This window comes from Halobellus rarus (assembly GCF_024494595.1).
Lineage (GTDB): Archaea > Halobacteriota > Halobacteria > Halobacteriales > Haloferacaceae > Haloquadratum > Haloquadratum rarum.
Genome location: NZ_JANHDI010000005.1, coordinates 1 through 26,155, shown reverse-complemented (window position 1 = coordinate 26,155; position 26,155 = coordinate 1). Strand labels below are relative to the sequence as shown.

The 26,155-nt window shown below is 65.0% G+C and carries 21 protein-coding genes and 1 pseudogene; 12 read left to right on the top strand and 10 right to left on the bottom strand.

Translation table 11 applies throughout. The annotated features are described in order from the left end of the window. Positions 1-173: 173 nt before the first annotated feature. The gene (locus NO876_RS06985; RefSeq protein ID WP_256420967.1) at positions 174-431 is read left to right on the top strand and encodes a hypothetical protein; all 258 of its coding nucleotides are present in this window, start codon (positions 174-176) and stop codon (positions 429-431) included. A 188-nt stretch (positions 432-619) separates the two neighbouring features. On the opposite strand, the gene NO876_RS06980 is transcribed toward NO876_RS06985, so the two are convergent. Continuing rightward, complete coding sequence (locus tag NO876_RS06980) at positions 620-2,368, bottom strand: BCCT family transporter (protein WP_256420966.1); 1,749 nt, start codon at positions 2,366-2,368, stop codon at positions 620-622. Positions 2,369-2,843: 475 nt separating this feature from the next. On the opposite strand from NO876_RS06980, the gene NO876_RS06975 reads away from it, so the two are divergent. Together NO876_RS06975 and NO876_RS06970 are read left to right on the top strand one after the other, a co-directional pair. Continuing rightward, positions 2,844-3,257, top strand: coding sequence for a hypothetical protein (locus NO876_RS06975; RefSeq protein WP_256420965.1), 414 nt, complete (start codon positions 2,844-2,846; stop codon positions 3,255-3,257). 120 nt (positions 3,258-3,377) lie between these two features. Beyond that, the gene (locus tag NO876_RS06970) at positions 3,378-3,539 is read left to right on the top strand and encodes a hypothetical protein (protein WP_256420964.1); all 162 of its coding nucleotides are present in this window, start codon (positions 3,378-3,380) and stop codon (positions 3,537-3,539) included. Between the two features lie 48 nt (positions 3,540-3,587). On the opposite strand, the gene NO876_RS06965 is transcribed toward NO876_RS06970, so the two are convergent. Both NO876_RS06965 and NO876_RS06960 read right to left on the bottom strand, forming a co-directional pair. After that, entirely contained in the window at positions 3,588-4,031 is a 444-nt protein-coding gene (locus NO876_RS06965) for a universal stress protein (protein ID WP_256420963.1), read from the bottom strand. A 167-nt stretch (positions 4,032-4,198) separates the two neighbouring features. Beyond that, on the bottom strand, positions 4,199-6,382 hold the full coding sequence (locus NO876_RS06960) for a heterodisulfide reductase-related iron-sulfur binding cluster (RefSeq protein WP_256420962.1): 2,184 nt from the start codon (positions 6,380-6,382) through the stop codon (positions 4,199-4,201). A 267-nt stretch (positions 6,383-6,649) separates the two neighbouring features. Here NO876_RS06960 and NO876_RS06955 point away from each other — a divergent pair, with 267 nt between their 5' ends. The 4 genes from NO876_RS06955 (at position 6,650) to NO876_RS06940 (ending at position 11,469) form a co-directional block, all read left to right on the top strand. Beyond that, positions 6,650-6,784, top strand: a complete 135-nt coding sequence (locus tag NO876_RS06955; protein WP_256420961.1) for a hypothetical protein — start codon at positions 6,650-6,652, stop codon at positions 6,782-6,784. 407 nt (positions 6,785-7,191) lie between these two features. Further along, on the top strand, positions 7,192-9,726 hold the full coding sequence (locus NO876_RS06950) for a GcvT family protein (protein ID WP_256420960.1): 2,535 nt from the start codon (positions 7,192-7,194) through the stop codon (positions 9,724-9,726). Between the two features lie 15 nt (positions 9,727-9,741). Beyond that, complete coding sequence (locus NO876_RS06945; RefSeq protein WP_256420959.1) at positions 9,742-10,497, top strand: electron transfer flavoprotein subunit beta/FixA family protein; 756 nt, start codon at positions 9,742-9,744, stop codon at positions 10,495-10,497. Continuing rightward, a complete protein-coding gene (locus tag NO876_RS06940) occupies positions 10,498-11,469 on the top strand; it encodes an electron transfer flavoprotein subunit alpha/FixB family protein (protein ID WP_256420958.1) in 972 nt (323 codons plus the stop codon). 108 nt (positions 11,470-11,577) lie between these two features. On the opposite strand, the gene NO876_RS06935 is transcribed toward NO876_RS06940, so the two are convergent. Continuing rightward, a complete protein-coding gene (locus NO876_RS06935) occupies positions 11,578-12,885 on the bottom strand; it encodes an MFS transporter (protein WP_256420957.1) in 1,308 nt (435 codons plus the stop codon). Positions 12,886-12,964: 79 nt separating this feature from the next. Further along, positions 12,965-13,987 (bottom strand): PAS domain-containing sensor histidine kinase, encoded by a 1,023-nt coding sequence (locus tag NO876_RS06930; RefSeq protein ID WP_256420956.1) that lies wholly within the window; start codon positions 13,985-13,987, stop codon positions 12,965-12,967. A gap of 239 nt (positions 13,988-14,226) precedes the next feature. Here NO876_RS06930 and NO876_RS06925 point away from each other — a divergent pair, with 239 nt between their 5' ends. Further along, positions 14,227-14,907 (top strand): winged helix-turn-helix domain-containing protein, encoded by a 681-nt coding sequence (locus tag NO876_RS06925; RefSeq protein WP_256420955.1) that lies wholly within the window; start codon positions 14,227-14,229, stop codon positions 14,905-14,907. 82 nt (positions 14,908-14,989) lie between these two features. Here the strand turns inward: NO876_RS06925 and NO876_RS06920 are convergent, their stop codons facing one another. The 5 genes from NO876_RS06920 to NO876_RS06900 all read right to left on the bottom strand — a co-directional run bounded on the left by NO876_RS06920 (position 14,990) and on the right by NO876_RS06900 (position 22,187). Continuing rightward, positions 14,990-16,369, bottom strand: coding sequence for an ATP-binding response regulator (locus tag NO876_RS06920; protein WP_256420954.1), 1,380 nt, complete (start codon positions 16,367-16,369; stop codon positions 14,990-14,992). Between the two features lie 140 nt (positions 16,370-16,509). Next, a complete protein-coding gene (locus NO876_RS06915) occupies positions 16,510-17,142 on the bottom strand; it encodes a hypothetical protein (protein ID WP_256420953.1) in 633 nt (210 codons plus the stop codon). A 128-nt stretch (positions 17,143-17,270) separates the two neighbouring features. After that, entirely contained in the window at positions 17,271-18,536 is a 1,266-nt protein-coding gene (gene ilvA, locus NO876_RS06910) for a threonine ammonia-lyase (protein WP_256420952.1), read from the bottom strand. 149 nt (positions 18,537-18,685) lie between these two features. Further along, complete coding sequence (locus NO876_RS06905) at positions 18,686-21,232, bottom strand: GcvT family protein (RefSeq protein ID WP_256420951.1); 2,547 nt, start codon at positions 21,230-21,232, stop codon at positions 18,686-18,688. 223 nt (positions 21,233-21,455) lie between these two features. Beyond that, on the bottom strand, positions 21,456-22,187 hold the full coding sequence (locus NO876_RS06900; protein ID WP_256420950.1) for a creatininase family protein: 732 nt from the start codon (positions 22,185-22,187) through the stop codon (positions 21,456-21,458). Between the two features lie 110 nt (positions 22,188-22,297). Between NO876_RS06900 and NO876_RS06895 the strand changes: the two genes are divergently transcribed. The 4 genes and pseudogenes from NO876_RS06895 to NO876_RS06880 form a co-directional block, all read left to right on the top strand. Next, entirely contained in the window at positions 22,298-23,251 is a 954-nt protein-coding gene (locus NO876_RS06895; protein WP_256420949.1) for a succinylglutamate desuccinylase/aspartoacylase family protein, read from the top strand. A gap of 196 nt (positions 23,252-23,447) precedes the next feature. Continuing rightward, the gene (locus tag NO876_RS06890; protein WP_256420948.1) at positions 23,448-24,671 is read left to right on the top strand and encodes a DUF8073 domain-containing protein; all 1,224 of its coding nucleotides are present in this window, start codon (positions 23,448-23,450) and stop codon (positions 24,669-24,671) included. 117 nt (positions 24,672-24,788) lie between these two features. Next, entirely contained in the window at positions 24,789-25,646 is an 858-nt protein-coding gene (locus NO876_RS06885) for a methylenetetrahydrofolate reductase (RefSeq protein WP_345780734.1), read from the top strand. Positions 25,647-25,836: 190 nt separating this feature from the next. Continuing rightward, positions 25,837-26,155 (top strand): annotated as a pseudogene (locus NO876_RS06880) (serine hydroxymethyltransferase); the annotation flags it as partial.

Below are 26,155 nucleotides of genomic sequence, written 5' to 3'. Positions count from 1 at the left end.
CTGAGTCCTTTTCCTCTCCTCTCCTCTCCTCTCCTCTCCTCTCCTCTCCTCTCCTCTCCTCTCCTCTCCTCTCCTCTCCTCTCCTCTCTTCGCGAACCAACCCGAGGCCACACCGCCGGAGACCTCTCCATCCCACGGGGCGATATTAAACGAATGGAGTCCGTAGATAGCGTATGATCGGGATCGCACCGACGGCTGCGGGCGTCCTTCCCCTGCAGCTTCCGTTCGAGTCGCTCGGGGACCTCGTGACGATCGCCGGATCGCTGCTGCTCCTCGTGATGCTCGTCGCCCTCGGCGGCTTTCTCTACCAGAGCCTCAGCGGCGATGGGATTCGCTGGCCCGATGAGGCTGACGAGGACAACGAGGATGCTGAGGGAGTGACCCGACGGCCGCCGAGCGACGACGACGAGGACGAGTGGAAGTACTACTGAGCAGCCCGCGCGACTCGCCACGGACTGAACGGAACGTGTCCGTCACAGGCACGTGACTGTCGGCGCGACACTCTGATCGGATTCGCTGGGTGGCGATAGTACTCCCCGTGGTTCTCGGTCCGCAAACAAAGTGGTGTGAGTAAAGTCGTCAGTCGAAAACGCGACTGTCCGTCGAACGGGAGTCGTGATCAGTCGCCGCCTTCGGTGTCTGCACCTCCTCTGACTCCGGTCACGGTCTCGCTGCCGGAGGTGACGACATCGACTTCTCCCTCGTCGGTGAGATCCTTGATGCGCTCGGCGAACGCCTCGGATTCGAGGATCTCGTGTTCGTTCTGGAGGCCCTGATAGACGGTGTAACACATCAGGACGAGGATGATCGCGAACGGGAACCCGGTCGCGATCGCGGCCGTCTGCAGTGCACCGAGGCCGCCGCCGACGAGCAGCACCGCGGCGACACCTCCCTCGGTGACCGCCCAGAAGATCCGCTGGGCCTTCGGGACGTCGTGTTTCCCACCGGAGGTCAGGTGGTCGATGACGAGCGATCCCGAGTCCGAGGAGGTCACGAAGAACGTGACCACGAGCAGGGTCGCGAGCAGCCCCGAGATGGCGCCGAGCGGGAATTGTTCGAGCAGGGCGAACATCGCGACGGTCTGTCCGAACTCGTTGTACGTCGCCATCGCCGCACCGTTCCCGACGAGCGTGTTCTGCAGCGCGCTGCCGCCGAACGCGGCGAGCCAGAGCGTCGAGAACAGCGACGGGAGGAACAGCACGCCCAACACGAACTCGCGGACGGTGCGTCCCTTCGAGATACGCGCGATGAACATCCCGACGAAGGGCGACCACGCGATCCACCAGGCCCAGTAGAACACCGTCCACGCGCCGACTGTACCGCCGCCTTCGCCCATCGTCCCGGTGAAGAACGCGAGCGAGAGGAAGTTACCGAAGTACGAGCCGAGACCCTCGACCCACGCGCCGAAGATGTAGAGCGTTGGGCCGACGATGATGAGGAAGCCGAGCAGGGTCAACATCAGGTAGAGGTTGATCGTGCTCAGCCGCTTGACGCCGCCTTCGAGACCGGCGGCGACAGAGAGCGTCGCGATGGCGGTGATCCCGGCGATCAGGAGCACCTGCGGTATCGTACCGGTCGGGATGCTCACGAGTCCCAGCATATCGCCGAGGACGTACGAGAGACCGGTGTTCACCTGTGCGACGCCGAGGCCGAGCGAGGTCGCAAGCCCGAACAGGGTGGCGAACACCGTCACCAGATCGATCACGTGGCCGGGCCACCCGTAGATCCGCTCGCCGAGCAGCGGCCAGAAGATCGATCGGAACGTCAGCGGGAGCCCGCGGTTGAACGAGAAGAAGGCGAGGCCGAGTCCGACCAGTCCGTAGATCGCCCACGGGTGGAAGCCCCAGTGGAAGAACGTCTGCGTCATCGCGGCCACGCCTGCCGCGCCGGTTCCTGCCTCAGCGCCGAAGAACCCTGGCACGTTCGAGACGTAGTACAGCGGTTCGGAGACGCTGAAGAACATCAGGCCGATACCCATCCCGGCGCTGAACAGCATCGCCATCCACGCGAAGTCGCTGAACTCCTTTTCTGCTTCGACGCCGCCGATCCGGATCGTTCCGAACTTACCCAGCGCGAAGTACAGTATCGTGACGATGAAGATGTTCACCGCCAGGAGGTAGAACCAGCCGAAGTTCCCCTCGAAGAACCCGCGGACCGCCGAGTACGCCTCCGCGGCCTGATCGCCGAGGAGCACCGTGACGGCGATGAACACCGCGATCAGTAACAGGGCCACCGGGAACACGATCGGGTGGATGTCGAACCCCCACTTCTGGATGTTGGTGTCACCGGGACTGCGATCGGACTCCGGATGGAACAGTTCCACCTGCAGCCCGTCGGAAAACTCGCCACTCTTGTCACTATCTGACATACGCTACCTCCGTTGCGTCGTATTGCCGTCGTGTTTTGATCATAATTGTCGTGTATCGGTTCGTCTGTGTCTCAATCTGACCCGGTCCCCCCGTTCCGTTCGCTTCTCTGGCTATGCTGTTGCCGACCGGAGCGTGCCCACCGTCGCGTACCGTCGGTTGGGCCACTCTTGCGTGGAGTGTTACACAACCTCACCCATTAACAATCGTTGAGGTATATTAAACCTTGGGCAATATTCGCCGTGGAGCGACTGAGACGGGCATTCTTCGTTGGTACGCGGAGATCTTTTGTCCAACGAATGCTCGGCTTTGCCGGCCGACGCGTTTATTGTTTTTAGGTGTGTGGTACCTGACATCGTGAAAATTCCGTACAATCACCAAACTAGAGGTGTTCTCCACCGATGTCACCGGACCCGGCGACCATCCGGCCCGCAGCGGCGGTGACGGACGACCGTCCCGCTCGGACTTCACATCGTGATGGATAACTTACGTGTTGTGGTTCAGTGGCTCCGCCGCGCCGCGGTTCGCGTCGTGGAACCGCTGCGTGCCGACCCGGAAAAATCTGGATTTCGACTGTCGAGTCCCGAAACGAGTACGACGACGCTCGACGGCGACGTCGGGTGGTCCTCTCGTCCGCCCGCGTTGCTGAGTTGCGCCCGGTGCGGCAGTGACGTCAATCAACACCGCCCACACGACGATATCGACTGCAGGCGCTGTATCGCGACGTTCGATTACGACGAGTTCCCGAAACTCGAACTTCAGCACTTCATCTGCCCCGTCTGTGGATCAGAGATGGAACACGGGCGGCGACATCCGAGGGTCATCGACGTCCCCGAGTGGGCGACGTGTCACAGCTGTCGGTACCACTGGGAGTTCAAACACGACTACTGAGCACCTCCGTCACTCCCTCACTCGGGCTCAGAGCGACGGTCCGCCGTACCCGGGGCAGATATCATCCATCGGTCGCCGGCGACGACAGCGTTTTAGTCGCTCCCGCTGCCTGAGAACACTATGGAAAACGTGCTCGCGACCGCCGCCGCCGTCTTCGTCGTGGTGCTCTTCGCTGTCGCGCTGCTCGCTATGGCGACCGGCGACTTCGCTGTCGCCGGCGTCGTGTTCCTCTGTGCGAGCATCGTCATCTACTTCCGAGAAAAACGGTTGGTCGATTCCTGAGCGCGAACCGCCCCCATCGGGTGCCGTCGTTCGCATTCGACCGGGCTCTCAGAGTTCTTCCATCCGCATCCGCTGGGTGATCACGGGGACTGTCGCGGTTCTGACCACCCTGTCCATCGTACCGCCGAGGATGCCACCGATGGTACCGCGGTAGGCCGACCCCATCACGATGGCGTCCATCCCCTCGTCTTTGGCGTAATCGACGATCTCCTCGCTCGGCGCGCCGGTTCGCTGTACCGTCGTGCACTCGACGCCGTGTTCGGCGGCGACGTCCGAGAGGTTCTCCAGGACTTCGTCCCCGTATTCCTTGTAATCCTCTCGCATACTCTCTTCGTCGTCTCGTAGCGCCAGCGCCCGCGGTGCGCCGGGGAGATCGACGACGTACAGTCCGTGCACCTCCGCTCCGAGTGCGGCGGCCAGTTCGATCCCGTGCTTTGCGCCCTTGATCGCCTCGTCGCTCCCGTCGTACGGTATCAGTATCTTGTCGTACATCGCTCCGAACCAATCTCACCGACACGACCCGTTTACAAATAACTTTCCGCGTTTCGAGGTGGGACACCCCGAAGACCGCTCTGCCAGCGGACTCGACCGCTCTTTCACCTGCTCTCGGACTAGTCACGCCGGATACGTGTCTCCAGAGGAGTCAGCTCAGAGACCGGTCAGTCGGCCTGACTGGTCGCTCCGGAGGTGCCTGCCGCGTCGACTCCGGGGCCGCTCTCGATGGCCTCGACCAGTAGTTCCGCCACGTCCACGATTTCTATGTCGTCCTCGTAGCCGCCGGTCTTCATCCCGTCTTCGTACATCGTCATACACATCGGACAGGCGACGACGAACTTCTCGACGGCGTCGCCGGCCTCCGTGTCTTCGAGCGCCTCGCGCATTCGTTCCTCGCTCGGCTTCGACTCCTCGTCGATATCCATCCAGAGACCGCCGCCGCCACCGCCACAACAGAACGACTCGTTGCGGTTACGCGGCATCTCAGCGAGCGTCGCGCCCGTCGCTCGGATGAGGTCACGCGGGGCCTCGTACTCGTCGTTGTACCGCCCGAGGTGGCACGGGTCGTGGTACGTGACGGTGACGTCGAGTTCGTTGCCGCGGAGTCCCAACGCCCCGTCTTCGACCATCTCCTCCACCGCCTGCGTCCAGTGCAGGACGTCGACTGTCCCGTCTTGGTTCCACTCGCCGTCGTACTCGAACTGCATCAGCGGTTCGTCGGCGAAGTCCTCGTACTCGACCTCCGGGTACTCGTTCTTGAACGTGTTGTAGGAGTGGGGGTCCGTACAGATGATCTTCTCCGGATCGACCTCCTCGAACTTCTCGACGTGGTAGCCCGCGAGGTCGACGTAGAGGAACTCCTCGCCGAGCCTGCGGATGTCGTTGCCGTCGTACTTCTCGTCCTCGAACAGGATGCCGTACTCGACGTCGGCGTGTTCGAGGATCTTCGCGAGCGACCGGGCCACCTGTTTGTTTCGCTCGTCGTAACTCGGGTAGTCCCCGACGTACCAGAGGTACTCGACGTCCTCCTCGCGGGCGTCGGTGACGTCGAAGTCGAGGTCCTCGGCCCACGCGGCGCGCTCGTCCGGGGGGTCGCCGAAGGTGTTGCCCATCCCCATGATGTTGTCGAAGGTGTCCTGCACGTTCGAGTCGACGTCGCCCTGGTCGGTGAGCTGTCGGTTCATCCGCGTGAACGATTTGAGGTGCTCGATGTCGACCGGACAGGCGTCCATACAGGCCATACAGGCCATACACGACTCCATCGTGGCGGCGTCGACCACGCTCTCGCCGCCGTCGGCGACGATGTCGATTTCCTCGGTCTCGCCGGCGTCGAGCGACTCGCGGTACTGCTTCAGATCGAGGATCACGTCACGCGGATCCAGCGGCCGACCGGAGGTCTCCGCCGGACACGCCGAGGAACAGCGCCCGCACTTCGTACAGGCGTCCTGATCGAGGATCTCCTTCCACGAGAAGTCGTCGATGCTCTCTGCGCCGGTGTCGGCGTCGAGGTCGGCGGGGATCCCGGGCAACCGAGCGCCGGCCTTCTCGTCCCGCGTCACGATGTTCGCGTACGACGAGAGCATGTGGAACGGCTTGCCGAACGGGATTGCAGCGATGAACGCGAACGCGAGCAGCGAGTGCGACCACCAGACGGCGGGGTAGATCGCCTCCGCGGTCATCTGGGTCATCCCCGCGACGGAGAGCACCTCGGCGACGAACCAGCCGACGAAGCTCACGGTCTCGAACGCCGGGAAGCCGGTGCCGAGGATGCGCAGCCCCTCGGTGAGGTAGCCGCCCACACCGAGGAAGAAGAGCGCCCAGATGAACAGGTCGTCCTCCAGACTCGTGTGCTTGCCGTGGAGGCGCCACTTCCGCGCGGCGTAGCGCCGATACAGCGCGACGCCGACGCCGACGACGAACAGCAGCCCCATCGCGTCCATCACGAGGGAGTACGAGAGGTAGAAGTCCCCGACGAAGAACGACTGCTCGGTGCCGACCAGCCCGGTGATCGGCTGGTAGATGTCCATATCGATCGCGAGTATCGTCGTCCCGATGAGAAGGGTGAGAAAGCCCCACAGGATGAACGCGTGCATCAGCCCCCCGACCGTGTCCCGGTCGAAGAGCTGCTTGTTCGAGAGCACGATTTGCGCACTACTGACGATTCGATGGGGGAGATCGTCCAGTCTGTCGAACCAGTCCGCCGCTCCGGCCGTGTAGCGGTCGACCCGCCGGTAGACGCCGTAGGCGAACACCAGGATCGTCACGACGGCGAGAAGGTAAAACGCGATCTCGCCGAGGTGCCCGATACCCCAGAACGTCGGTCTCGTTACGGTCCCTTCAGCAACCATTATTCCGTATAGTTCGCCAATCCGATCATAAAGGTTGGCACGAACCGTCGATCCGTCTCCGACACCCGGCGATTTCAGACCCTCTCCGACGCACTCGACCCGCCCCGTTCGGCGCTAGGACGGGATTCTCGCAGTTCCGTGGCCCGCTTCCCGCGACGCGTCCTCGACCTTGTCGTATCTTCGAGATGACTCGTTGAGGTTCGGGTCTCTGCAACGGAATTTCGTCACTACAACTAAGCGTCGGCCCCGTCAACTGGGGTGATAGAGATGAACGCACCCGCCCGATTCGACCATCCCGCCTGGACCGCCGGCGCCGCCACCCTCGTGAGCTACGGACTCGGACTCCTGGGGCTGTTCGTGCTCCTGTTCGTGGTCCCGTTCGCGCTGTTCCTGTTGCTGTGACCGGTTGCCGATTCCCGGGAACGGTCGGAACCGACGAACCCACTCAGAGGCAGATGCCGCTCGGTCACCGCAAGACCGACCCGGTGAGTCGCCAAGTCGCTGACTACGAGGCGTTTGGTGGAGGCCGACCGCAGGGAGCCACCGGAAAGCCGGCCACGGTCGCTGGGACCGTCGACCGCGACGTATTTGGTCGATCTACCGATTGGCCGCGACGTACCTGGTGCGGCTCCTCCGACGTCGCGCTCGCGGCCACGTAAAATGACGTGGAGTATTGAGGGTGTGCTTAATTATCGTTAGGAAAAAATGGGTAATACGTATCGAGTGCGAGCAGCGGACAGACGTGTGAAGCTATGCGATGCGACACCAAAAACCAAGATGACCGAACGCAAAACTGAGGTTGTATCTCGATGAGCTCGAACGAATTCCCATCGACGGCAGGTACCGTAGTGATCGGAGCTGGCATCGTCGGCAGCTCCCTCGTAGGCGAACTCGCGGAACGAGGCCGGGACGACATTCTCCTGATCGACAAGGGGCCGCTGTCGGACCCCGGCGGCTCGACGGGCCACGCCTCGAACTTCATTTTCCCGGTCGAACACAGCAAGGACATGACCCAGCTGACGTCGGACAGCCGGGACATCTACCGTGAGTTCGACACGTTCAACAACTCCGGCGGGATCGAGGTCGCCCGCACCGACGAGCGTATGGAAGAGCTGAAGCGGCGCGTCGTCTCCGCGAAGGCCTTCGGCGAGGACGCGGAACTCCTCACGCCCGAAGAGGTCGAAGAGCTGGTTCCGTACGTCAACACCGACATCATCAAAGGCGGCTTCCACAGCAAAGGCGCGGGCACTTGTGACCCGCTCCGCGCAGGTGAACTCTACCGCCAGCAGGCCGACGAGAAGGACGCGCTGCGCACCGCCCCGAACACGGAGGTCCAGGACCTCCACGTCGAGGACGGCGAGATCACCGCCGTCGAGACCGACAAGGGGACCGTCGAGGCCGACGAAGTCGTCATCGCCGCCGGGCTGTGGAGCCCCGAAATCGCCGACATGGCCGGCGTCGACATCCCGCTCACGCCCGCCGTCCACCAGATGGTCTCTGTCGGACCGATCGAGCGCTTCGAGGACGGCGAGGGCGAGATCAACTACCCGGTCATCCGGGATATGGACACCCAGATGTACGAGCGCCAGCACGGCAACGACATCGAGGTCGGCTCCTACGAACACCGGCCCATCCTGTGGGACGTCGAAGATGTCCCCTCAATCGAGGAGTCGCCGCTGTCGCCGACTCAGCCGCCGCTCACCGAGGACGCCTTCGAGCCTTCGATGGAGCACGCCTTAGAGATCATCCCGGACGTCCTGGACGATCCGGACGCCGGTATCCGTCACTCCATCGACGGCCTCCTGTCCGTGACTCCCGACGGCCACCCGCTTCTCGGTCCGATCCCCGAGGTCGACGGCCTCTGGTCGTGTGCGGCCATCTGGATCAAGGAAGCGCCCGCCATCGCTCGGGAGGTCTCGAAGTGGATGACGAAGGGTCACCCCGACATCGACATCGTCGCTCACGACCACGTCGCCCGCTTCGACGAGTACGGAGAGACCAACGAGTTCGTCAAGAGCCGCGCTCACGAGGGCTACCAGAAGATCTACGGGATCGTCCACCCGCGCGAGCAGTGGCAGTCCACTCGCCCGCTCCGGACCAGCGCCTTCTACAACCGTCAGGAGGACCTCGACGCGGAGTTCTTCGAGGCCGGCGGCTGGGAGCGCCCGCGCTGGTTCGAGTCCAACGCCGACCTGGTCGACAAGTACGAGGACCAGATTTCGGACCTTCAGCGCCCGAACGAGTGGGACAGCCGCTGGTGGTCCGACATCATCCTCGGCGAGCACCTCCACCTGCGGAACAACGTCGGGATGGTCGGCGACACCGGCTTCGGCATCTTCGACATCATCGGCAGCGACGCCGAGGAGAACATGGAGCGACTCTGTGTCGCCTCGATGGACATCGACGTCGACGACGCGGTGTACACGCCGATCCTCGCGCCGAACGCCGGCTTCGTCGCCGACCTGACGGTCGCGCGTCTCGGCAAGAATCACTACCGCGTCATCACCGGCGGCGCACACGCCGGCCAGGACAAGACCTGGTTCGGCAACCACCTCGAGGGCGACGCCGAACTCATCGGTCGCTCCTCGGAACTCTGCACGCTCGGCGTGTGGGGACCGAACGCGGAGGGCCTGATGGACTCCATTTCCGAGGAACCGATGACGGCCGATTCGTTCGACTTCGCGGAGATGAAGGACGTCACGATCAACGGGGTCAGCGCGAAGGCGCTGCGGATCTCCTACGTCGGCGAGTTCGGGTGGGAGATCTACGCGCCGATGGATCGGGGCCAGCGCCTCTGGGACACGATTTACGAGGCCGGCCAGGAGTTCGACATCCGCCCGGTCGGCACCGGGGTCTACGGCGAGACGGGTCGGATGGAGAAGGGCTACCGCCTGATGGGCGCGGAACTCGAAATCGACTACAACCCCGCGGAAGCGGGCCTGACGTTCCACGGCGTCAAGGACGCCGACTTCATCGGCAAGGAGGCCTACGCGGCGGCCATCGACGAGGAGAACGCCGCCACGCTGTGTACCCTGTCGGTCACGGACCACGCCCCTGACGGCGGCGAACCGCGGTTTATGACGGGCGGCGAACCCATCCTCGATCAGGATGGTGACGTCCTCATCGACGAGGAGGGCCGCCGTTCTTACGTCACCTCCGCGGGCACCGGTCCGTCGGTCGGCAAGCACCTCCTGCTGTCGTACCTCCCGCAGGAGTACGCCGAGGAGGGGCAGGAACTGCAGGTCGAGTACTTCGGACAGCAGTACCCGGTGGAAGTCGAGGTCGCCGGCAACGGCGGCGTCTTCGATCCGGACAACGATCGGCTGTTCCGCAACGAGTACTGAGGAGAGAACACACCTATGGAAATACTCACCGCAATCAAGCGCGTGCCGGAAACGGGCGCGAAGGTATCGCTCACCGACGACAAACTCGACATCGACACGACCTCCCTGGGCTTCACGTTCAGCCCGCACGAGGAGTGCGCGGTCGAGGAGGGCGTCCAGCTCGTCGAGGAGCACGGCGGCAACGTCACCGTCCTGACTCTCGGCGAGGAGGACGCGACCGAGCAGGTCCGCTCGGCGATCGCGATGGGCGCCGACGACGGGATCCTGCTCGACGGCGGCGACGCGGAGTGGGGCCCCGCTGGAACGGCGAAGGCGATCGCCGAGGCGGTCGAGGGAAGCGACACGGACTTCGACCTGCTGCTGTTCGGCAACGAGTCCGCCGACACGGCCAATCACCAGGTGGGCGTCCGCGTCGCCGAAGAACTCGGACTGCCCTGCGTGACGGGCATCAAGGATCTCGACGTCGACGGCGGCACAGCCGTCGCCAAGCGCGAGATCCCCGGCGGCTCGGAGGTCTACGAGATCGATCTTCCCGCGGTCGTCACCGTGAAGGAGGGCCTGAACGAGCCGCGCTATCCGTCGATGCGCGCGAAGATGCAGGCGCGGAAGGCGTCCGTCGAGCAGACCGAGCCCGAACCGCACGATGAGGGGCTCGAACTCGTCGAACTCGAAGTGCCGGAGACCGACGACAGCCCGGCAGAGATCCTCGGGGAGAGCCCCGAGGCGGCCGAGGACGTCGTCGACGTCCTCGAAGAACTGGAGGTGGTCTAGATGGTACTCGCACTCCTCGAATACGACGACGACGGCCTCGACGACGTCTCGCTGCAGGCGCTGACGCTCGCGCGGGACGTCGCCGAGCAGGCCGGTGAATCGCTCGAAGCGATCGCCTTCGGCGCCGGTGCCGAAGCCGTCGCCGAGGAGGCCGGCGACCACGGCGTGGAGACGCTCCACGTCGCCGCCGCTGACGCGCTCGACGACTACGCGCCGGAGGCGTACGGGCGCGCGGTCGTCCAGTGCGCCGAGGAAATCGGCACGGAAGCCGTGATCGCGCCCGGGACGGACCGTGGTGCCGAAACGCTCTCGCACGCGGCTTCGAAACTCGACGTGACGATGGCCGCGGAAGTCACGGATGTCGAAGTGGGTGATTCCTACGAACTCACCCGGCAGCGCTGGGGCGGGACGCTCATCGAGCACTCGAGGCTCACCGCGGAGACGAACCTGCTGACGGTCGCGGCCAACGAGGTCTCGGTGACCGAGACCGGCGGCGACGCCGCGGAAGTGAGTTCGTTCTCCCCCGAACTCGAAGACGGCGACCTCCGGGTGCAACTGACGGAGGTCGAGGAGTCCGACGTCGAGGGCGTCCCGCTCGGTGAGGCCCGCGTGGTCGTCTCCGGCGGGCGCGGGACCGGCGGCGACTTCTCGGAGCTCGAGGCGCTCGTCGAGCGCGTCCCGAACGCTGCGCTCGGATCGTCGCGCGCGGCGGTCAACGAGGGGTGGCGGCCGCACGACGACCAGATCGGGCAGACGGGCGCGAAGATCGCTCCGGAGATCTACGTCCCCGCCGGGATCAGCGGGGCCGTCCAGCACATGGTCGGCTGCAAGGGTGCGGAGACCATCCTCGCGATCAACACGGATCCGGAAGCCGCGATCATCCAGAAGGCCGACTGGGCGGTGATCGCCGACCTCCACGAGGTGGCACCGGCGATCGCCGAGGAACTCGAAGCGCGCGGGCACTCCGAGTAGCGCTTCCGACGGTTTTTCGTCTTCCTTTTATAAAATCGACACACCCGCTCGATAGTCATTCTACGGCCGGCCGACGCTCTCTCCCGGACGGCAGAGAGAGCCGACGCCTCAGTTGCCCGTGCTCACCGGTCGCAGCGCGAAGGCGGAGAGCCCGGCCCCCACGACCAGCACGGCGCCGACGTAGAAGGCCGTCGACCAGCCCAGCGCGGCGATCAGTGCGCCGGTCACGGTGCCGCCGAACACGCCGCCGGGGACCTTCGCAGTGTAGATCGCCGCGTAGTTCTCCGAGGAGCGGGCTTCGCCGTAGTAGCGGCCGACGAGACTCGGGAAGATCGCGAAGACCGGACTCCGGAAGAACGCCGCCGCGGCCACGAACGCGACGAACAGCGAGGTATGTCCGCGAGTGCCGCTCGCGACCGCACCGGCCAGCGTCAGTCCGCACAGCACGAGCGACGCGCCGGCGGTCCGCTCCTCGCCGAGGCGGTCCGACAACCCGGCGAGGACGAGCAGCCCCGCACCGTCCGCGAGGGCGATGCTCGACGCGACGGTCGTCGCCGCCGCCGCCGAGAGGCCGAGTCCGGTCGTGAAGCCCACCGACTGTCCGATCAGCATCAGCCCCACGCCGTTGACGATGACGAGAACGCCGTAGAAGACCCAGAACTGCCACGTTCTGGCGGCGGTTCGCCAGCCCACCGCGTCGGTAGCGTTGTCGGAAGCGCCGGGATTACCTGCGCCGTCAGGGTCGTTTGAGCCGTCGAGGTCCTCCGGGTCGCCGAGACCGCTCGAGTCGCCGGCGCCACCCGAATCCGCAGCCGTCTCGGCGTCGACGCCCGCCGCCGGACCGGAAACCGACGTCGGGTCCCGGAGCAGTCCCGCCGCGAGCAGGCTCACCACCCCCACGGCGACTCCCAACACGAGCAGCGTCCGCGTGAACGCGGCGTCAATCGATCCCCTGACTAACGGGATCACGACGAAACTCACCCCGCCGTAGGCCATCGAGACGATTCCGGTCGCCAACCCGCGGTACTCGTCGAACCACTTGACGGGCGTGTTCACCGCCACCGTGTAGGCGATGCCGGCACCGGCCCCGCCGATCGCGTACGACGCGTACGCCACCGGCAACGTCGGGGCGACCCCCAGGCCGACGTACCCCGCGGTCATCAGCGCCGCCGCGGCCACCAGGAGTTTCCGCGGGCCGTACCGGTCCCGGACGCTCCCGGCCGGCAGTTGGACGAGCGTCTGGGTGATCACGAAGAGGGTGAAGACGGTCCCCAGCGCGGTCGTGGAGGCGGAGATGCGCGTTCCGACGGCGGCGCTGAGCGACGACCAGACGAACTGGTAGGTTCCGGCCCCGCCCATGATGGCGGCTCCGACCGCCACGAAGGCCCACCGACGCATCGAGCGCTGACGACTCACGTGACCGGATCGACGGCTCCGGGTAATAGACCTTGCCAGTTACCGCTGGGGGCCGCGTTCGGAGGTCGACGTCGCGCGCTCACCAGCTGTGACGGATCCGAGGGACTCTGATCGTCACGGTAGTCCCGCCGAGGTCGTTGCCCCCGAACGAGACCGACCCACCGAGCGACTCCGTACACTCTCTGATGAGCCAGAGTCCGAGCCCGTTCCCGTGTTCGACGTTCGTGGCGTTTCCCTCGAGCGCCTTGAGTTCTATCTCGGGGATACCTGGACCGTTGTCTTCGATTCGGATACCGACGTACGATCCCGATCGAACGGCGGTGACGGCGACTCTCACCTCCGGGGTCGAAGCCGTGTTGTGCTTGATCGCGTTGTGCAGTGTGTGCTCGATGGCGAGTTTGAGGCCTTCGTCGACGCTGATCCACAGGCCCTCAGCGAGATCGTAATCGATCCTGACGTTCGAGAATTCCTCTCGAACCTCCTCGATGATCTCTCGGACTAACTCGGCGGCGTCGACGTGTTCTCGCTCCGTCGCGTCCCGCTCGATCAGCCGCTCGAGGTTGGCGACCGACTCGCTGAACCCCCCGACCTTCTCGGCGGTCTGTTTGATGATCTCGATCTGCTCTTCGAGATCGTTCGTCTCGATCGCCTGCTGGAGGTTCGACGCGTATCCCTGAATCACCGTCATATCGTTTCGCAGGTTGTGCCGGAGGACCCGATAGAGCAACCGCAAACGGCGGCCGCGGGCCTTGTACTTCGTCAGATCTCGCATCTCTGCGATAATGACGCCCTTCTCCTGGGCGAGCGACAGGGGACTCACCGTGGCCGAGACCCACCTGTGTTCGCCGCTGGCCAGCCGAAGCTGCCACTCGAACGAGTGGCTTCCGGTCCGCCCCCGGAGGATGTGTTCTCGGACGTCCGCAGTCGGCGTTTCGTTCTCCGGTGGCACGAGGTCGTCGAGCGAGATGTCGACCAGTTCGTCGTTAGCATAGCCGAGGAACTCCGCCGAGGCGGTGTTCTGACCGATCGGACTGCCGGTGGCGTCGAACAGGAGAATGCCTCCCTCGAGGGCGTCGTACTCGTCCGGGAGCTGATTCGCCATCTCAACGGCCTTCCGGTGTCCGGATGCGGACGAACGACTGACTCCCCCTGTTCGACCCCACGATTCGGTTCATACGATCGAACATCGACCATTGATTCTCTGTATGATTAATAAAAATCCGAAAATAATCAATTTCTTGAACCATACACTGATATTATTTTAGTGAGTAAAATAGTGTTTTGGTACGGAAGTGGTACTTGGCACCAGTTTCAACAGTATTGAATATCAACCATCCAAGAATGGATAGGACGAACGATATCGACGCCGTTCGATCTTACATCTCGAGTTCGAAATACCGCCTCCACGTTCTCAGATACCTCTTCGAGGAGGGGCAGGCGACTCCGACCGAGATCTCCGAGGCCGTCGACGATTTGCGCCCCCACGTCTCTCGGGCGCTCTCGGAGCTCCAGGAGAAGGGCGTAGTGGAACTGCGAGTCCCCGAGGCACGAACGGTGGGCCGGTATTACGGTCTCACTGACGCCGGAGTGGAGGTGTGGCCGACGATACGACACAAGACCCGAAACGTCGAGTGGTCCATCGAGGAGCCGGCGAACCAGGCCACGCAGGCTATCGTCGAACTGGCTCGGGAGACGCTCGGCGAGTCCCTGCGTTCCGTCTGTCTCTACGACGAAGACGACATCACCGTCGTGTTTGCCGACCCCGACGTGCGGTCACAGTACTCGGACGCGGAGGCCGAACAGGCGTTCCGCTCGCTCCTGATCGATCACTCCTTAGAGGAACTCGATATGCCTGATCAGGAGTGCTGGTCTGAAACCATTCAGTTCACGGACTTCTCCGTTCTCAAAGTGAGAGTCGAAGACGACACCAACTTCTTTATCTCGTTTACGAACACGCGCAACGTCTCGCTTCCCGAGTTCGCAGACGCCGTTCTCTCGGCGTTCCTCGACGCCTCTTCGTAGAAGGCCGCTTGCCGATAACCCCCGGGCGGTCGGACCCTCGCATTCTCGCGGGGTGAACGGTTCTGCCCTCCGTCCGTCAGTATCACTCATCCGGTCGCTCGATTTCGGTCACCTCGAACCGGGCCCCTCCGTCTTCACCGTCCGTAACCCGGATTTCCCAGTCGTGGACTTCGGCGATTCCAGTCACGATCGAAAGCCCGTATCCAGGGCTCTCCTCGTCTGTCGAGAACCCGGATTCGAACACCCGCTCACGGTACTTCGGCGGGATACCCTCACCGTTGTCCTCCACGTAGAAGCCGCTCTCCAGGGCCCCGACCTGTATCCGCGTCGCGTCGCCGTGATCAATCGCGTTCCAAAACAGGTTCTCGAACAGGCGGCGAACCTGTCCCTGATATGCCTTGAAGTCGATATCGTTTTCAACGGCGAGGTCCGCTCCGTCCGAGGAAACCGTCTCCCAAGCCCGCGCTGCGATCGCCGAGAGCGAAACCGTGGCCTCCTCTAGGTCCTCCCCGCGGGCGACCTGTAGCAGTTCGTCGATGAGATTCCGCATCCGGTTGTGGGCCTTCGCTACCGCTTCGAGATGCTCGAAGTCCCCGGTCTCTTGGGCCAACTGCAGGTTCCCCTCGGCGACGTTCAGCGGGTTCCGCAGGTCGTGCGAGACCGTGCTCGCAAACGATTCCAAGAGTTCGTTCCGGTACTGCAACTCCTGTGACTTCTCCCTCTTTTCGGTGATGTCGCGCGAGTGAACGAACAGTCCGCCCTCGACCGGATACACCCGGAGCTCCACCCAGTAGTCGTACGGCTCGTAATAGACCTCGAACTCCACCTGCTCGCGCGTCTCCATCGCCGTCCGATAGTTGTCGTGTACGCGCGTTCCGACGGCCTCGGGGAACACCGTCCAGAAGTCCCGACCGATTACGTCGTCGGTGGACAACCCCGTTCGTTCGGCGATCTGCTGGTTCCAGTACGTGATCGTCCAGTCCCCGTCGAGCGTGTAGAACCCGTCCGTCTGCTCGTACAGTTTGATCAGCCGCGTCCGGGCGATTTTCGCCCGATCTTCCGACCGCCGATGACTCACCACGTTCCGTATCTGGTTGGCGAGGAGTCTGTACGAGTCACTGCCCTCCTTCTGCAGGTAGTCGGTGACGCCCGCGTTGATCGCTTCGGCAGCGACCTCCTCGCCTCCCGCTCCCGTGAACAGGATGAACGGGAGGTTCGGGTAGTCCCCGCGGACGGCTTCGAGGAACTCGATTCCGTCCATCACCGGCATCTCGTAATCGCTGACGACGCAGTCGATTGGGTGGGTTTCGATCAGCTGCAGCGCCGCCTTCGGTCGCGATTCGGAGTGGACGGTGACATCTCGGTCGAGCCGCTGTAAAAACGTGCTCAGGAGCTCTCGGACGTGGGTTTGATCGTCGACGTGAAGGACGCTGATCGTGGCCTCTCCAGACTCCCCAGTCATCGGCGGAAGTTCTTCGACTCGACGCGTATCGGCTTTTTGGTACGTACTTGGTACAGTATCGGACCGCAACGATCTCGGGCCGACGAGAGCGGGAGCACAGCCCCTCCGAAGTCTGGCCCAACCGTGCGGTCTCAGGCCCGTCACCGCGGTTCGATGGTGACAGACAGACCGTCGATGTAGTGCGTCGCGTCGGCCTCCCAAATGACGGCGGTCCCGACGGCGAAGTGTAGTGTCTCGGTCGATACCTCCGGCGTCGTCCACTCGAAACGGTACTCGCGCCACCCGTCTGCGAGCCACAGCGGCTCCCGAAGCCCGCCGTACGGCGTCTCACCGAATTCGGAGGAGTTGACGCCGAGCTGCGGGAAGTCCTCTTCGACCGTCGCCGGGTCGGGGCCGAGTCGCATCACGGCGTGGCGAATCGTGTTGAACGACTCGGACTCGCTCCAGAACTGTCCCGTGGCCTCGATCTCGTAGGCGTTCCCCGGTTCGATCGATACCGGGTGGGTGACCCAGGTGACGCCGTCGTCGTAATCGCCCTCGTTCCACACGCGCAGCGATCGGTCGCCCTCGGCCGCTTCCGCGTCGGTGACGTTCACCTCCCACTCGAACTCCTCGAGTTCGACCTCCGGTCCGATCGTCGCGTTCGTTTCCCAGTCGCCGAGGCCGTCTTCGAACCCCTCAGTGAAGTCGACTCCCTCGCTCGGGGCGGAACATCCCGCGACACCGCCGATTCCGAGCGTCGCGCCGGCTCGAAGTACGTCACGCCGTAACATACACTCTGAAAACAGGGCTGGAAAGATAACCACTGGGGACGTGCGGCGACGCGAGGTGCTCGCGCACGAGCCCAGTGACGGTGGGAACGGTCTCCGGGGCGTACCGGTCAGACAGCGCCAACTCGGGACTACTCGGCTCTGGTGACGTCTTCGACGGTGTAGTCGGCGGTTTCGATGGCGTCGACGATGCCGGCGGCGTGTTCGGCACCGCTGGTCTCGACGGTGAAGACGAGGTACGCCTCGCCGACTTCCAGGTCCTCGACGGAGCGGTCGTGGCGCACGTCGTGGATGTTCGCCTCCTGGTCGGCGATGATGCCCGACAACTCGTGCATCTTCCCCGGGCGGTCGTCGATCCGGACGCGCAGGCGGATCCGCTGCTTCCGCTGGGTCAAGGCGTGGACCACGACCGTCTGGAGTTGGGTCATGTCGAGGTTGCCGCCGCAGAGCAGCGGCATCACCGTTTCTCCTTCCACGTCGAGGTCGTCGCTCAACAGGGCCGCGACCGACGCCGCGCCCGCGCCCTCGACGACCTGCTTCGCGCGCTCCATCAGGAAGAGGATCGCCTGGGCGATCTCGGTGTCGGTGACGGTGACGACCTCGTCGACGTTCGCCTGGATGATCGACAGCGTCGCCTCGGAGATGCCGCCGGTCGCGATGCCGTCGGCGATGGTGTCGACCTCGTCGAGCGTGACGGGAATCCCCTTGTCGAGGCTCTCGTGGACGGTCTCCGCGCCGGTGGCCTGCACGCCGACGACTCGCGTCTCCGGCGAGAGGTGCTTCAGCGCCGTGGAGACGCCGCTGATGAGACCGCCGCCGCCGATGGGGACGATCACCGTGTCGGCGTCCGGACAGTCGTGGTACATCTCTGTACCCAACGTTCCCTGCCCGGCGATGATGTCGACGTCGTCGTACGCGTGGACGAATTCCGCGTCGCTCTCTTCGACGGCGGCCTGCGCGTGCGACATCGTCTCCTGGAAGTCTTTCCCTTTCAACTCGACCGTCGCGCCGTAACTCCGGGTGGCGTCGACCTTCGCCTGCGGCGCGTCCTCGGGCATGTAGATCGTCGAGTCCGCGCCGCACCTCGTGGCCGCGAGGGCGACGCCCTGCGCGTGGTTACCGGCGCTGGCGGCGACGAACTCGGTGACGCCGTTCGCCACGTCTTGGCTGATTTTATTGTACGCGCCGCGGGTCTTGAACGACCCCGTCCACTGGAGGTGTTCCATCTTCAGGTACACCTCGGCGTCGACCAGTTTCCCGAGCGAGGTGCTCTTTTCGACGGGCGTCTGCTTGACGACGGTGTCGTCGTCGAGGCGCTCACGCGCGCGTTCGATGTCGACGTACTCCACGGGCAATGCGTCGGTGTCGGATTCGGAATCGCGTTCTGTTTCGGTCATTGGTTGTGGCGTGCTTGGACGTCCCACGGGACACCGACGCGCCGGTCGGGCCGTGCGGACTGGGCTGCGTCCCGTGCGCGGATGGTGCGGTACGTCCCGTTCGGGTGCTAGATTCGCGTGGGGGGCTCTTCAGTCTCCGGATGGATGGGCTATCGGACGATCTTTTCGCGGCCGGGATCGAACAGCGGCTCGTCTCGAACGGTCGCGTCGTACAGGTCGCCCTCACATTTGACCTGCACGTCGGTTCCGGCGTCGGTGTACTCCGTCGGGAGGTAGGTGTACGCGATCGGCTTCCCGACACTGTACCCGAAGTCCGCGGCCTGGACGTAGCCTTCCGATTCGCCGTCGACGAGGACGGGACGACCGCTCAGGGGGATGTCCTCGGAGTCGTCGAGCGTGATCGGCGTGATCTCGTCGTCGATTCCCGCGTCCCTGGCTGCTTCGAGCGCCGCTTTCCCGACGAAGTCGGTGTCGAGGTCGACGGCGAACGAGAGGCCCGCCTCGTAGGGATTCGAGTCGGTGTCGATGTCGGTCCCCCACAGGCGGTAGCCCTTCTCTAAGCGCATCGATTCGAGCGCGCCGCCGCCCATCGGCCGCACGTCGAGGTCCTGCCCCGCCTCCCAGAGCGTCTCCCAGAGGCGCTGGCCGTACTCGGTGGGGGCCCACAGCTCCCAGCCGAGTTCGCCGACGTAGGAGACCCGCAGCGCGATCACGGGCACCTCGCCGACGTAGATCCGCTTCGCGGTGAAGTACGGGAAGCCGTCGTTGGAGACGTCGGCGTCGGTGACCCGCTGGAGGAGGAGCCGCGACTTCGGCCCCCAGAGGCCGATCGTGCTCTTCGCGCCCTCCTCGACGGTGACGGAGACGGTCTCGGGCGCGTGCTCTTCCAACCAGCCCCCGTGGATTCCCGGCGAGTTGCCGCCGCCGGTCGTCACGAGGTACTTCTCGTCGTCGAGTCGGACGACCGTGACGTCGGCGAGGATGCCGCCGCCCTCGTTCAGGAGCAGCGAGTAGCGGACCCGTCCGGTCTCCATCTCGACGTCGTTGCTGCACATCCGCTGGAGGTACTCGCCCGCCCCGCTTCCCTCGACGACGATACTGCTGAAGGATGTCATGTCGAACATCGACACCGCCTCGCGGGTGTGGAGGTGTTCGGCCCCCTCGATGGGCGAGCGGTTGATCCCCCGCCAGCCGTCCTGCTCGGGGATCTCCCCCTCGTATTCGTCGACGAGATCGGCGTTCGAGTCGTACCACTGCGCGGACTCCCAGCCGCCCGACTGGTAGAACTCCGCGCCGAGTTCCGTCTGCTGGTGGTAGAACGGGCTCGTCCGAAGGCCGCGGTGCTCCTCGGGCTGCCAGCGCGGCTCGACGATGCTGTATACCTGCTGGTAGCGCTTCGCGCCCTTGTCGACGAAGTAGTCTTTCTCGCCGGCGTGCGGCTCGAAGCGGCGGACGTGGACGCCGCCGGTGTCGACCGGCCCGGAGGGCAGGCGCGGAACGCCGTTCTCCATCCACTCGGCGACGATCCGGCCGTAGCCGCCGGAGTGGGTCCACCAGATCGCCAGCGCGCTCCAGAGGCCCCCGACTTCGGTCGGTCCCACCGCGGGCATCCCGTCGGGCGTGAACACGAAGATGCCGTTCTCGGTCATCTCGTACTCCACGCCCTCGGTCGCCGGCAGCAGTTCGTCGAACGCCTGCTTGGCCGATTTCTCTCGATCCGGATGCGTCGGCTTCTCCCAGTGCTCGCGCGTGAAGCCGCGGACCGACGCCTGCCGGTCGTCGTTCTTGCCCATCGCGTCGGGATCGACCGAGAGCGTCTCGTGGTTGTACGACCCCAGTCCCAGGGAACTGCCGTGCGTCCGGAAGTACAGCGAGTTGTCCTGGTCGCGGCCGACGGGTCGGTGTGGCCCCTCGCTCATGTACTCCTGCACGTCGCGGTTCCCCGGAACGAGGAGGCCGTCGGTGTTGTCGCCGACGTTCGAGCCTGCGTCGGCGAGTTCGTCCATCGGTTCGGTGACCACGTACTGGTGTTCGACCGGCGCGATCGGCAGGTCGAGGTCCGCCATCTCCGCGGTCTGGTGGCCCCAGTTGTTCGTCGCCATGACGCAGCGCTCGCAGTCGATCGTCCCCCGGTCGGTCTCGACCGCGCCGATCCGGTCGCCGGCGACGTCGAGGTCGGTCACTTCCGTGTTCCCGTAGAAGTCCGCGCCGGAGTTCGCGATGTACCACTGCAGCGCGGCGATGCCGTCGACGCGCCCGTCAGTCGGTGAGTAGTAACCGCCGAGGATCTCTTCCTCGTTCACGAGCGGGAGGTGTTCCGTGACCTCTTCGGGCGAGAGGAGCTGCGGGTCGGGAAGGCCGTACGACTGCGCCCACTCCACGCGCCGTTCGAGGAAGTCCATCCGCTCCTCGCTGCGGGCGAGTTCGATGCCGCCGACCTCGTCGTAGACGCCGGCGTCGGAGAGGAGCCGACTCGTGTAGTGGGCCGCCTTCGTCTGGAGCTTCGACGGCGACGTCTGGAACATGATCCCCGGCGCGTGGACCGACGAGCCGCCGGTGACCGGCAGCGGCCCCTGATCGATCACGACGACGTCCTCTGCGCCCAGTTCGGTGAGGTGGTAGGCGACGCTACAACCGACCGCTCCGGCCCCGATGACGACGGTCTCCGCCTGCGACGGCAGTTCCGGCTTGCTCATTAGTGTTCATCTCCCGGTGACGGTGTCACAGGGATAAATACCACGGTACTCCGAATTCAGCCGCAGAAAAACACCGCATCTTTGGGCGGTTCGCCGTCGTAACCGGATATTTTTGAATTCTCAACGGAAACGCGTCCTCGTCGCGGCTCGCCCCGCCGCGAAACCACAGATTGACAGCCGGCCGATAGAACGAGCGAGCGAACACCTCGGTCGAGACTGCTCTTCACTCCCGCGGTCCGGGGTCCCGTTCGCGCACGGCGTCCAGCAGATCGCAGAGTGCCTCGGCGGATCGGTCGAGCAGTTCCTCGCCGAGTTCGGCGCTCGACTCCCGCGGGTCGCCCACGACGCCGTTGTCGGTGAACTCGTCGGAGTCGACGGCGAGGTTGACCCGGCCCCGCCAGTTCCCCCAGCGGTCGCTCCCGCCCTCGGCGGCCGCCTCCAGCCGGTCTTCGTGGACCGCCTCGGGGTTCGTGTGGCGGAGCAGCGACGTCTCCAGCGGGCCGGCGTGGCCCATGTCCGAACTGTGCTCGCCCACCTCGTCGAACCACGTGAACGGGACGGCGTAGGCGTCGTCGTGGCGGACGATCCGCGCCGTGACCTCCTTCAGCGCCGCGATGTTGCCGCCGTGGCCGTTCACGACGACGACCCGGTCCCAGCCGTGCGAGGCGAGGCTCCCGACGACGTCGCGGACGTACGCGCGGAACGTCGACTCCGTCGTCCACAGCGTCCCCGAGAAGCGGCGGTGCTCCTCGGCGATGCCGACGGGAACCGCTGGCGCGACGATAACGGGGTCGTCGTATCGGTCCGCGCCGGCCTCGGCGACAGCTTCGGCGTCCAGCGTGTCGGTGCCGAGCGGGGCGTGCGGGCCGTGCTGTTCGGTGCTGCCGACCGGTAGCAGCGCCATCTCTGCCTCCGACTCATCAGCGTCGGTCCACGTCTCGCGCTCCAGGTCCATACCGACGGTTCACTGAGTGATCGGATAAATGACGCGACGGCCGTCGTCCGCTCGCTCCTCGCCGTCCCCTCTGCACCGGGGTTTTTACTCTGCGGCCGCTCCCACCGCGTATGGACTACGACTCCGTGCGGCACGCGGTGTCCGACCGGCAACTCGGACACTTTCCCTCCGGTCGCGACGTCTCCGTCACCGTCCACCGCTACGAGGGCGGTGACGGTCCGACGGTGTTCGTCCAGGCCGCCCAGCACGGCATCGAACTCAACGGCCCGGCGGCGCTTCGCCGCCTCCACGGCCGTCTCGTCGACGCCGAAATCGCGGGGACGGTCGTCGTCGTCCCGGTCACGAACCCGCTCGCGTTCGATCACCGGTCGTACCTGACGCCGGAGGCCTACGACGCGTTTCACTCGAACTTCAACCGCATCTGGCCCGGCGATTCGGCGGGGAGCTTTCAGGAACGCTTGGTCGCGAACCTCTGGCCGCTCGTCGAGGAGAGCGACGCCGCGGTCGACCTCCACACCGGGATGCCGGAGATGCTCGAACACGTCCGCTTCGGTCTGGGCGACGACGACGCCCGGGCGCTCGCGGAGGCGTTCGGGACGGAGTTTCTTCTGGGCGACGACGACGCGGTCGACGACGACGCGTTCGCCGGGAAGTTCCGACTCGCGGCGGCGCAGGCCGGCGTTCCCGCGGTCACCGCGGAGCTCTCGAACAGCCGGACCGTCACGCGCTCGGCGGTGCAGTCGGGCGTCGAGGGCGTCTGGAACGTCCTCCGTGAACTGGACGTCGTCGACGAGCGCGTGACCCCGACGCCGGGACAGCACCTCCTCCGGGACGACGCGCCGCGCGTCGTCGCCGAGACGTCCGGGCTCTTCGAACTCCGCTCGGACCTCGGCGTCGGCGACGAAGTCGCGGAGGGAGAAGCGATCGGCGCGGTGTTCGATCCGGCGTCCTTCGACCGGCTGGAGACCGTCACTGCGAGCGCTGCCGGCGTCCTGTACTCCGCTTCTCCCGGTGGCGTCGTCGTCACCGGCGAGCGGATCGTGAGCATCGCGACGGTGCCCTGAGGGCCCTTCCGTCTCGCCCCGTCTCCCGATTTCAATCGCCCCGTCACGGCTCTGCCATCGCCCCGTCACGGCTCTGCCATCGCCCCGTTACGATTCCGCTATCGGCCCGTCACGACCCCGCCTCTTGAAGGCCCTCACCATTCCGCACCCACTGTTAACCAACCACAATATGTAGGATGTTATCAGTGCTATGGTGATGCAGCCGCACTCTTCGTTCGACGCTCTCTCGCGCGTGATCGAACGCCTCGGAGCCGACGGTCGAACCGTGCGTCGGGCCGAAGCGGCTGCGAGTGCGGACGAGGTCGGCAACGGTTCGCTCCGCGCCACGGTCGAGGTAGCGATCCCGTTCTGCGAGGCGGCGTCGTCGGAGGCTGCGCCGGCCCCCGAGGCGGCGTCTGTCAGCGCCGCCGACGGAACACTCGATCTCACCGTTCAGTTACCCGTCTTTCCGGACGCTTCGGCTGACGACACCCGCGAGACACCGTCCGACGAGACGACGGTTTCGGCTCACCCGACGGACGCCGAGTTCGACGACGGGACCCTCCTGGTGACGGTAGACGTCGTCATCGACGCCGATCCGGGTACCGACGCCAGGGCCGAGAACCGGACGACTGCGCCGGATGCCGCCGCACCCGGTGACCAACCGGTCGACGATGGAAGCGGGGATTCGACCGGATCACGCGGTACGGCTCCGGTTGCGGACGACGTCGGGCGGAGCGACTCCGCGACGCCCTCGACGTTCGGCGATACGGCGGGTACGGCTTCCGATCTGACGGGCCGACCAGTCGGTTCGACGGGGACCGATTCGACTTCCGCCGACGACGGTTCCGACGACGCGGATCCGCTCGCGACCGTACGCGATGAGTCGGTACCGCCGTACGAGGATACGCCGTACCTCCGGCGGCTCTACGAGTCCTGTGACACCTTCGAGGAGATGAGTCAGCGGATCGAGATGGACGTCTCCGACGAGACTGTCCGTCGGTACATGATCGAAGCGGAAGTTCACTCACCGACGTCCTACGAGACGCGGTCCGAAACCGTCGAACCGACCGGCGGAGAGCAGTCCAGTCCTGTCAGTGGGGATCTCTCGGCCGATCACTCGTCCTCGGACGCGAGCAGCGAGCGGGGTGGAGACGACCCCCGTATCGACCCGCTTCCGGACGACCAACTCGTCGCCGACGGGATCGGGTTCCCTGACCGGCTGACGCTGCACGACGTCGTCGACGCCGTCGCCGACGCCAGAACGGTCCACGAAGTCGGCCGCGAACTCGGCTTAGAACACGATCGAACACGGCGACTCCTCCGCCAGCTCAACGTCCTGGATCTGGTCCTGCGGCGCGTCTCCGACGACTCCACACGCGAACTATCCGTCGAAGACGTGGCGGCGCGTATCCGCCAATCCGCGCCGGACGCGTCCTGACGGTGTCTGTCTATCCCCCGCTTGACCTTTCTCTCCACGCCGCGAGCGCGAACTCCGTCTGTGTCGCTTCGACGCGCCAATAGACAAAAGTACGTCCCTCTCTATCGGTAAACAAGGATGTCTGTTGGTACACAGCGAGGGGTCGAAGACGGCGTAACGCAGTTGTTGAGCACGGCGCGTTTCGAGTTGATGCCGTTCGACAGTTTCGAGGGTGAACTCTCGGAGCTGCCGGACGGGGCGACGGTAGCGATCACGACGTCGCCGCAGCTCGGCATCGACCGGACCGTCGAGAAATGCGAAGAGGCGGCTGAAGCGGGCTACGAGGTGGTTCCGCACATCGCCGCGCGGTACATCGAAGGGCCCGACGAACTCGAAGAGATCGTCCGTCGGCTGACGGAGGCGGGGATCACGGACATCTTCGTGCCGGGCGGCGACAAAGAGGAGGCAGTCGGCGAGTTCGAGTCCGCCTACGACCTGCTCGTGGCGCTGGACGAACTGGAGTACGAGTTCGAGGAGGTCGGAATCACGGGGTACCCGGAGGGCCACGACTTCATCTCCGACGAGGAACTGGCGGAAGCGATGGAGAAGAAAGCGCCCTACGCGACGTACATCGTGACGCAACTGTGTTACGACGCAGACACCATTCTGGAGTGGATCGAGGAGATCCGAGCCCGCGGGATCGACCTCCCGGTCGAGGTGGGGATTCCGGGCGTGATGAAATACGAGAAGCTGATCAACATCTCCCGGAAGGTGGGCGTCGGCGACTCCGTGAAGTTCCTGCGGAAGACGACCGGAATCGTGGGATTCATCAAGCAGTTCATCGGTTCCCGAGGGCGCTACAAGCCCGACGAGTTGATCGAGGGACTCGCGCCGTACGTCGGCGACGAGACGTACAAACTCCAGGGCCTCCACATCTACACGTTCAATCAGACGTCGGATCTCGAACGCTGGCGGCAGAGCCGGCTGAACGGCTAACGACTCCCGGCGCGCGCCGCGTCCTCCACCTTCGAAGACCTATTTCATTTCTGACTTCGGAAACTCCGATCGCCGCTCTCCCGGCCCCCCGCGTCTATCCGCGGCGAATCCGAACTTGGCTCAGTCTATCGGATATCTATCACGTTGTGGAGGGTAGAGTTATCCGATACTGGTCCCCAGACGGTAGCGTATGACGTACGAATCCGTCGCGGCGGCCGACCCTGCCGTCGCGGAGGCGCTCGAAGGCGAGCGCACGCGACAGAACGAGACGCTGGCGATGATCGCGAGCGAGAACCACGCGAGCGAGGCCGTGATGGCCGCCCAGAGCTCCGAACTGACGAACAACTACGCGGAGGGGTATCCGGGCGAGCGGTACTACGCGGGGTGTAAGTACGCCGACGAGGTCGAGGAGTTGGCGATCGAGCGGGCCGAAGAACTGTGGGGGGCCGACCACGTGAACGTCCAGCCGCACTCGGGTTCGCAGGCGAACATGGGCGTCTACCTCGCGA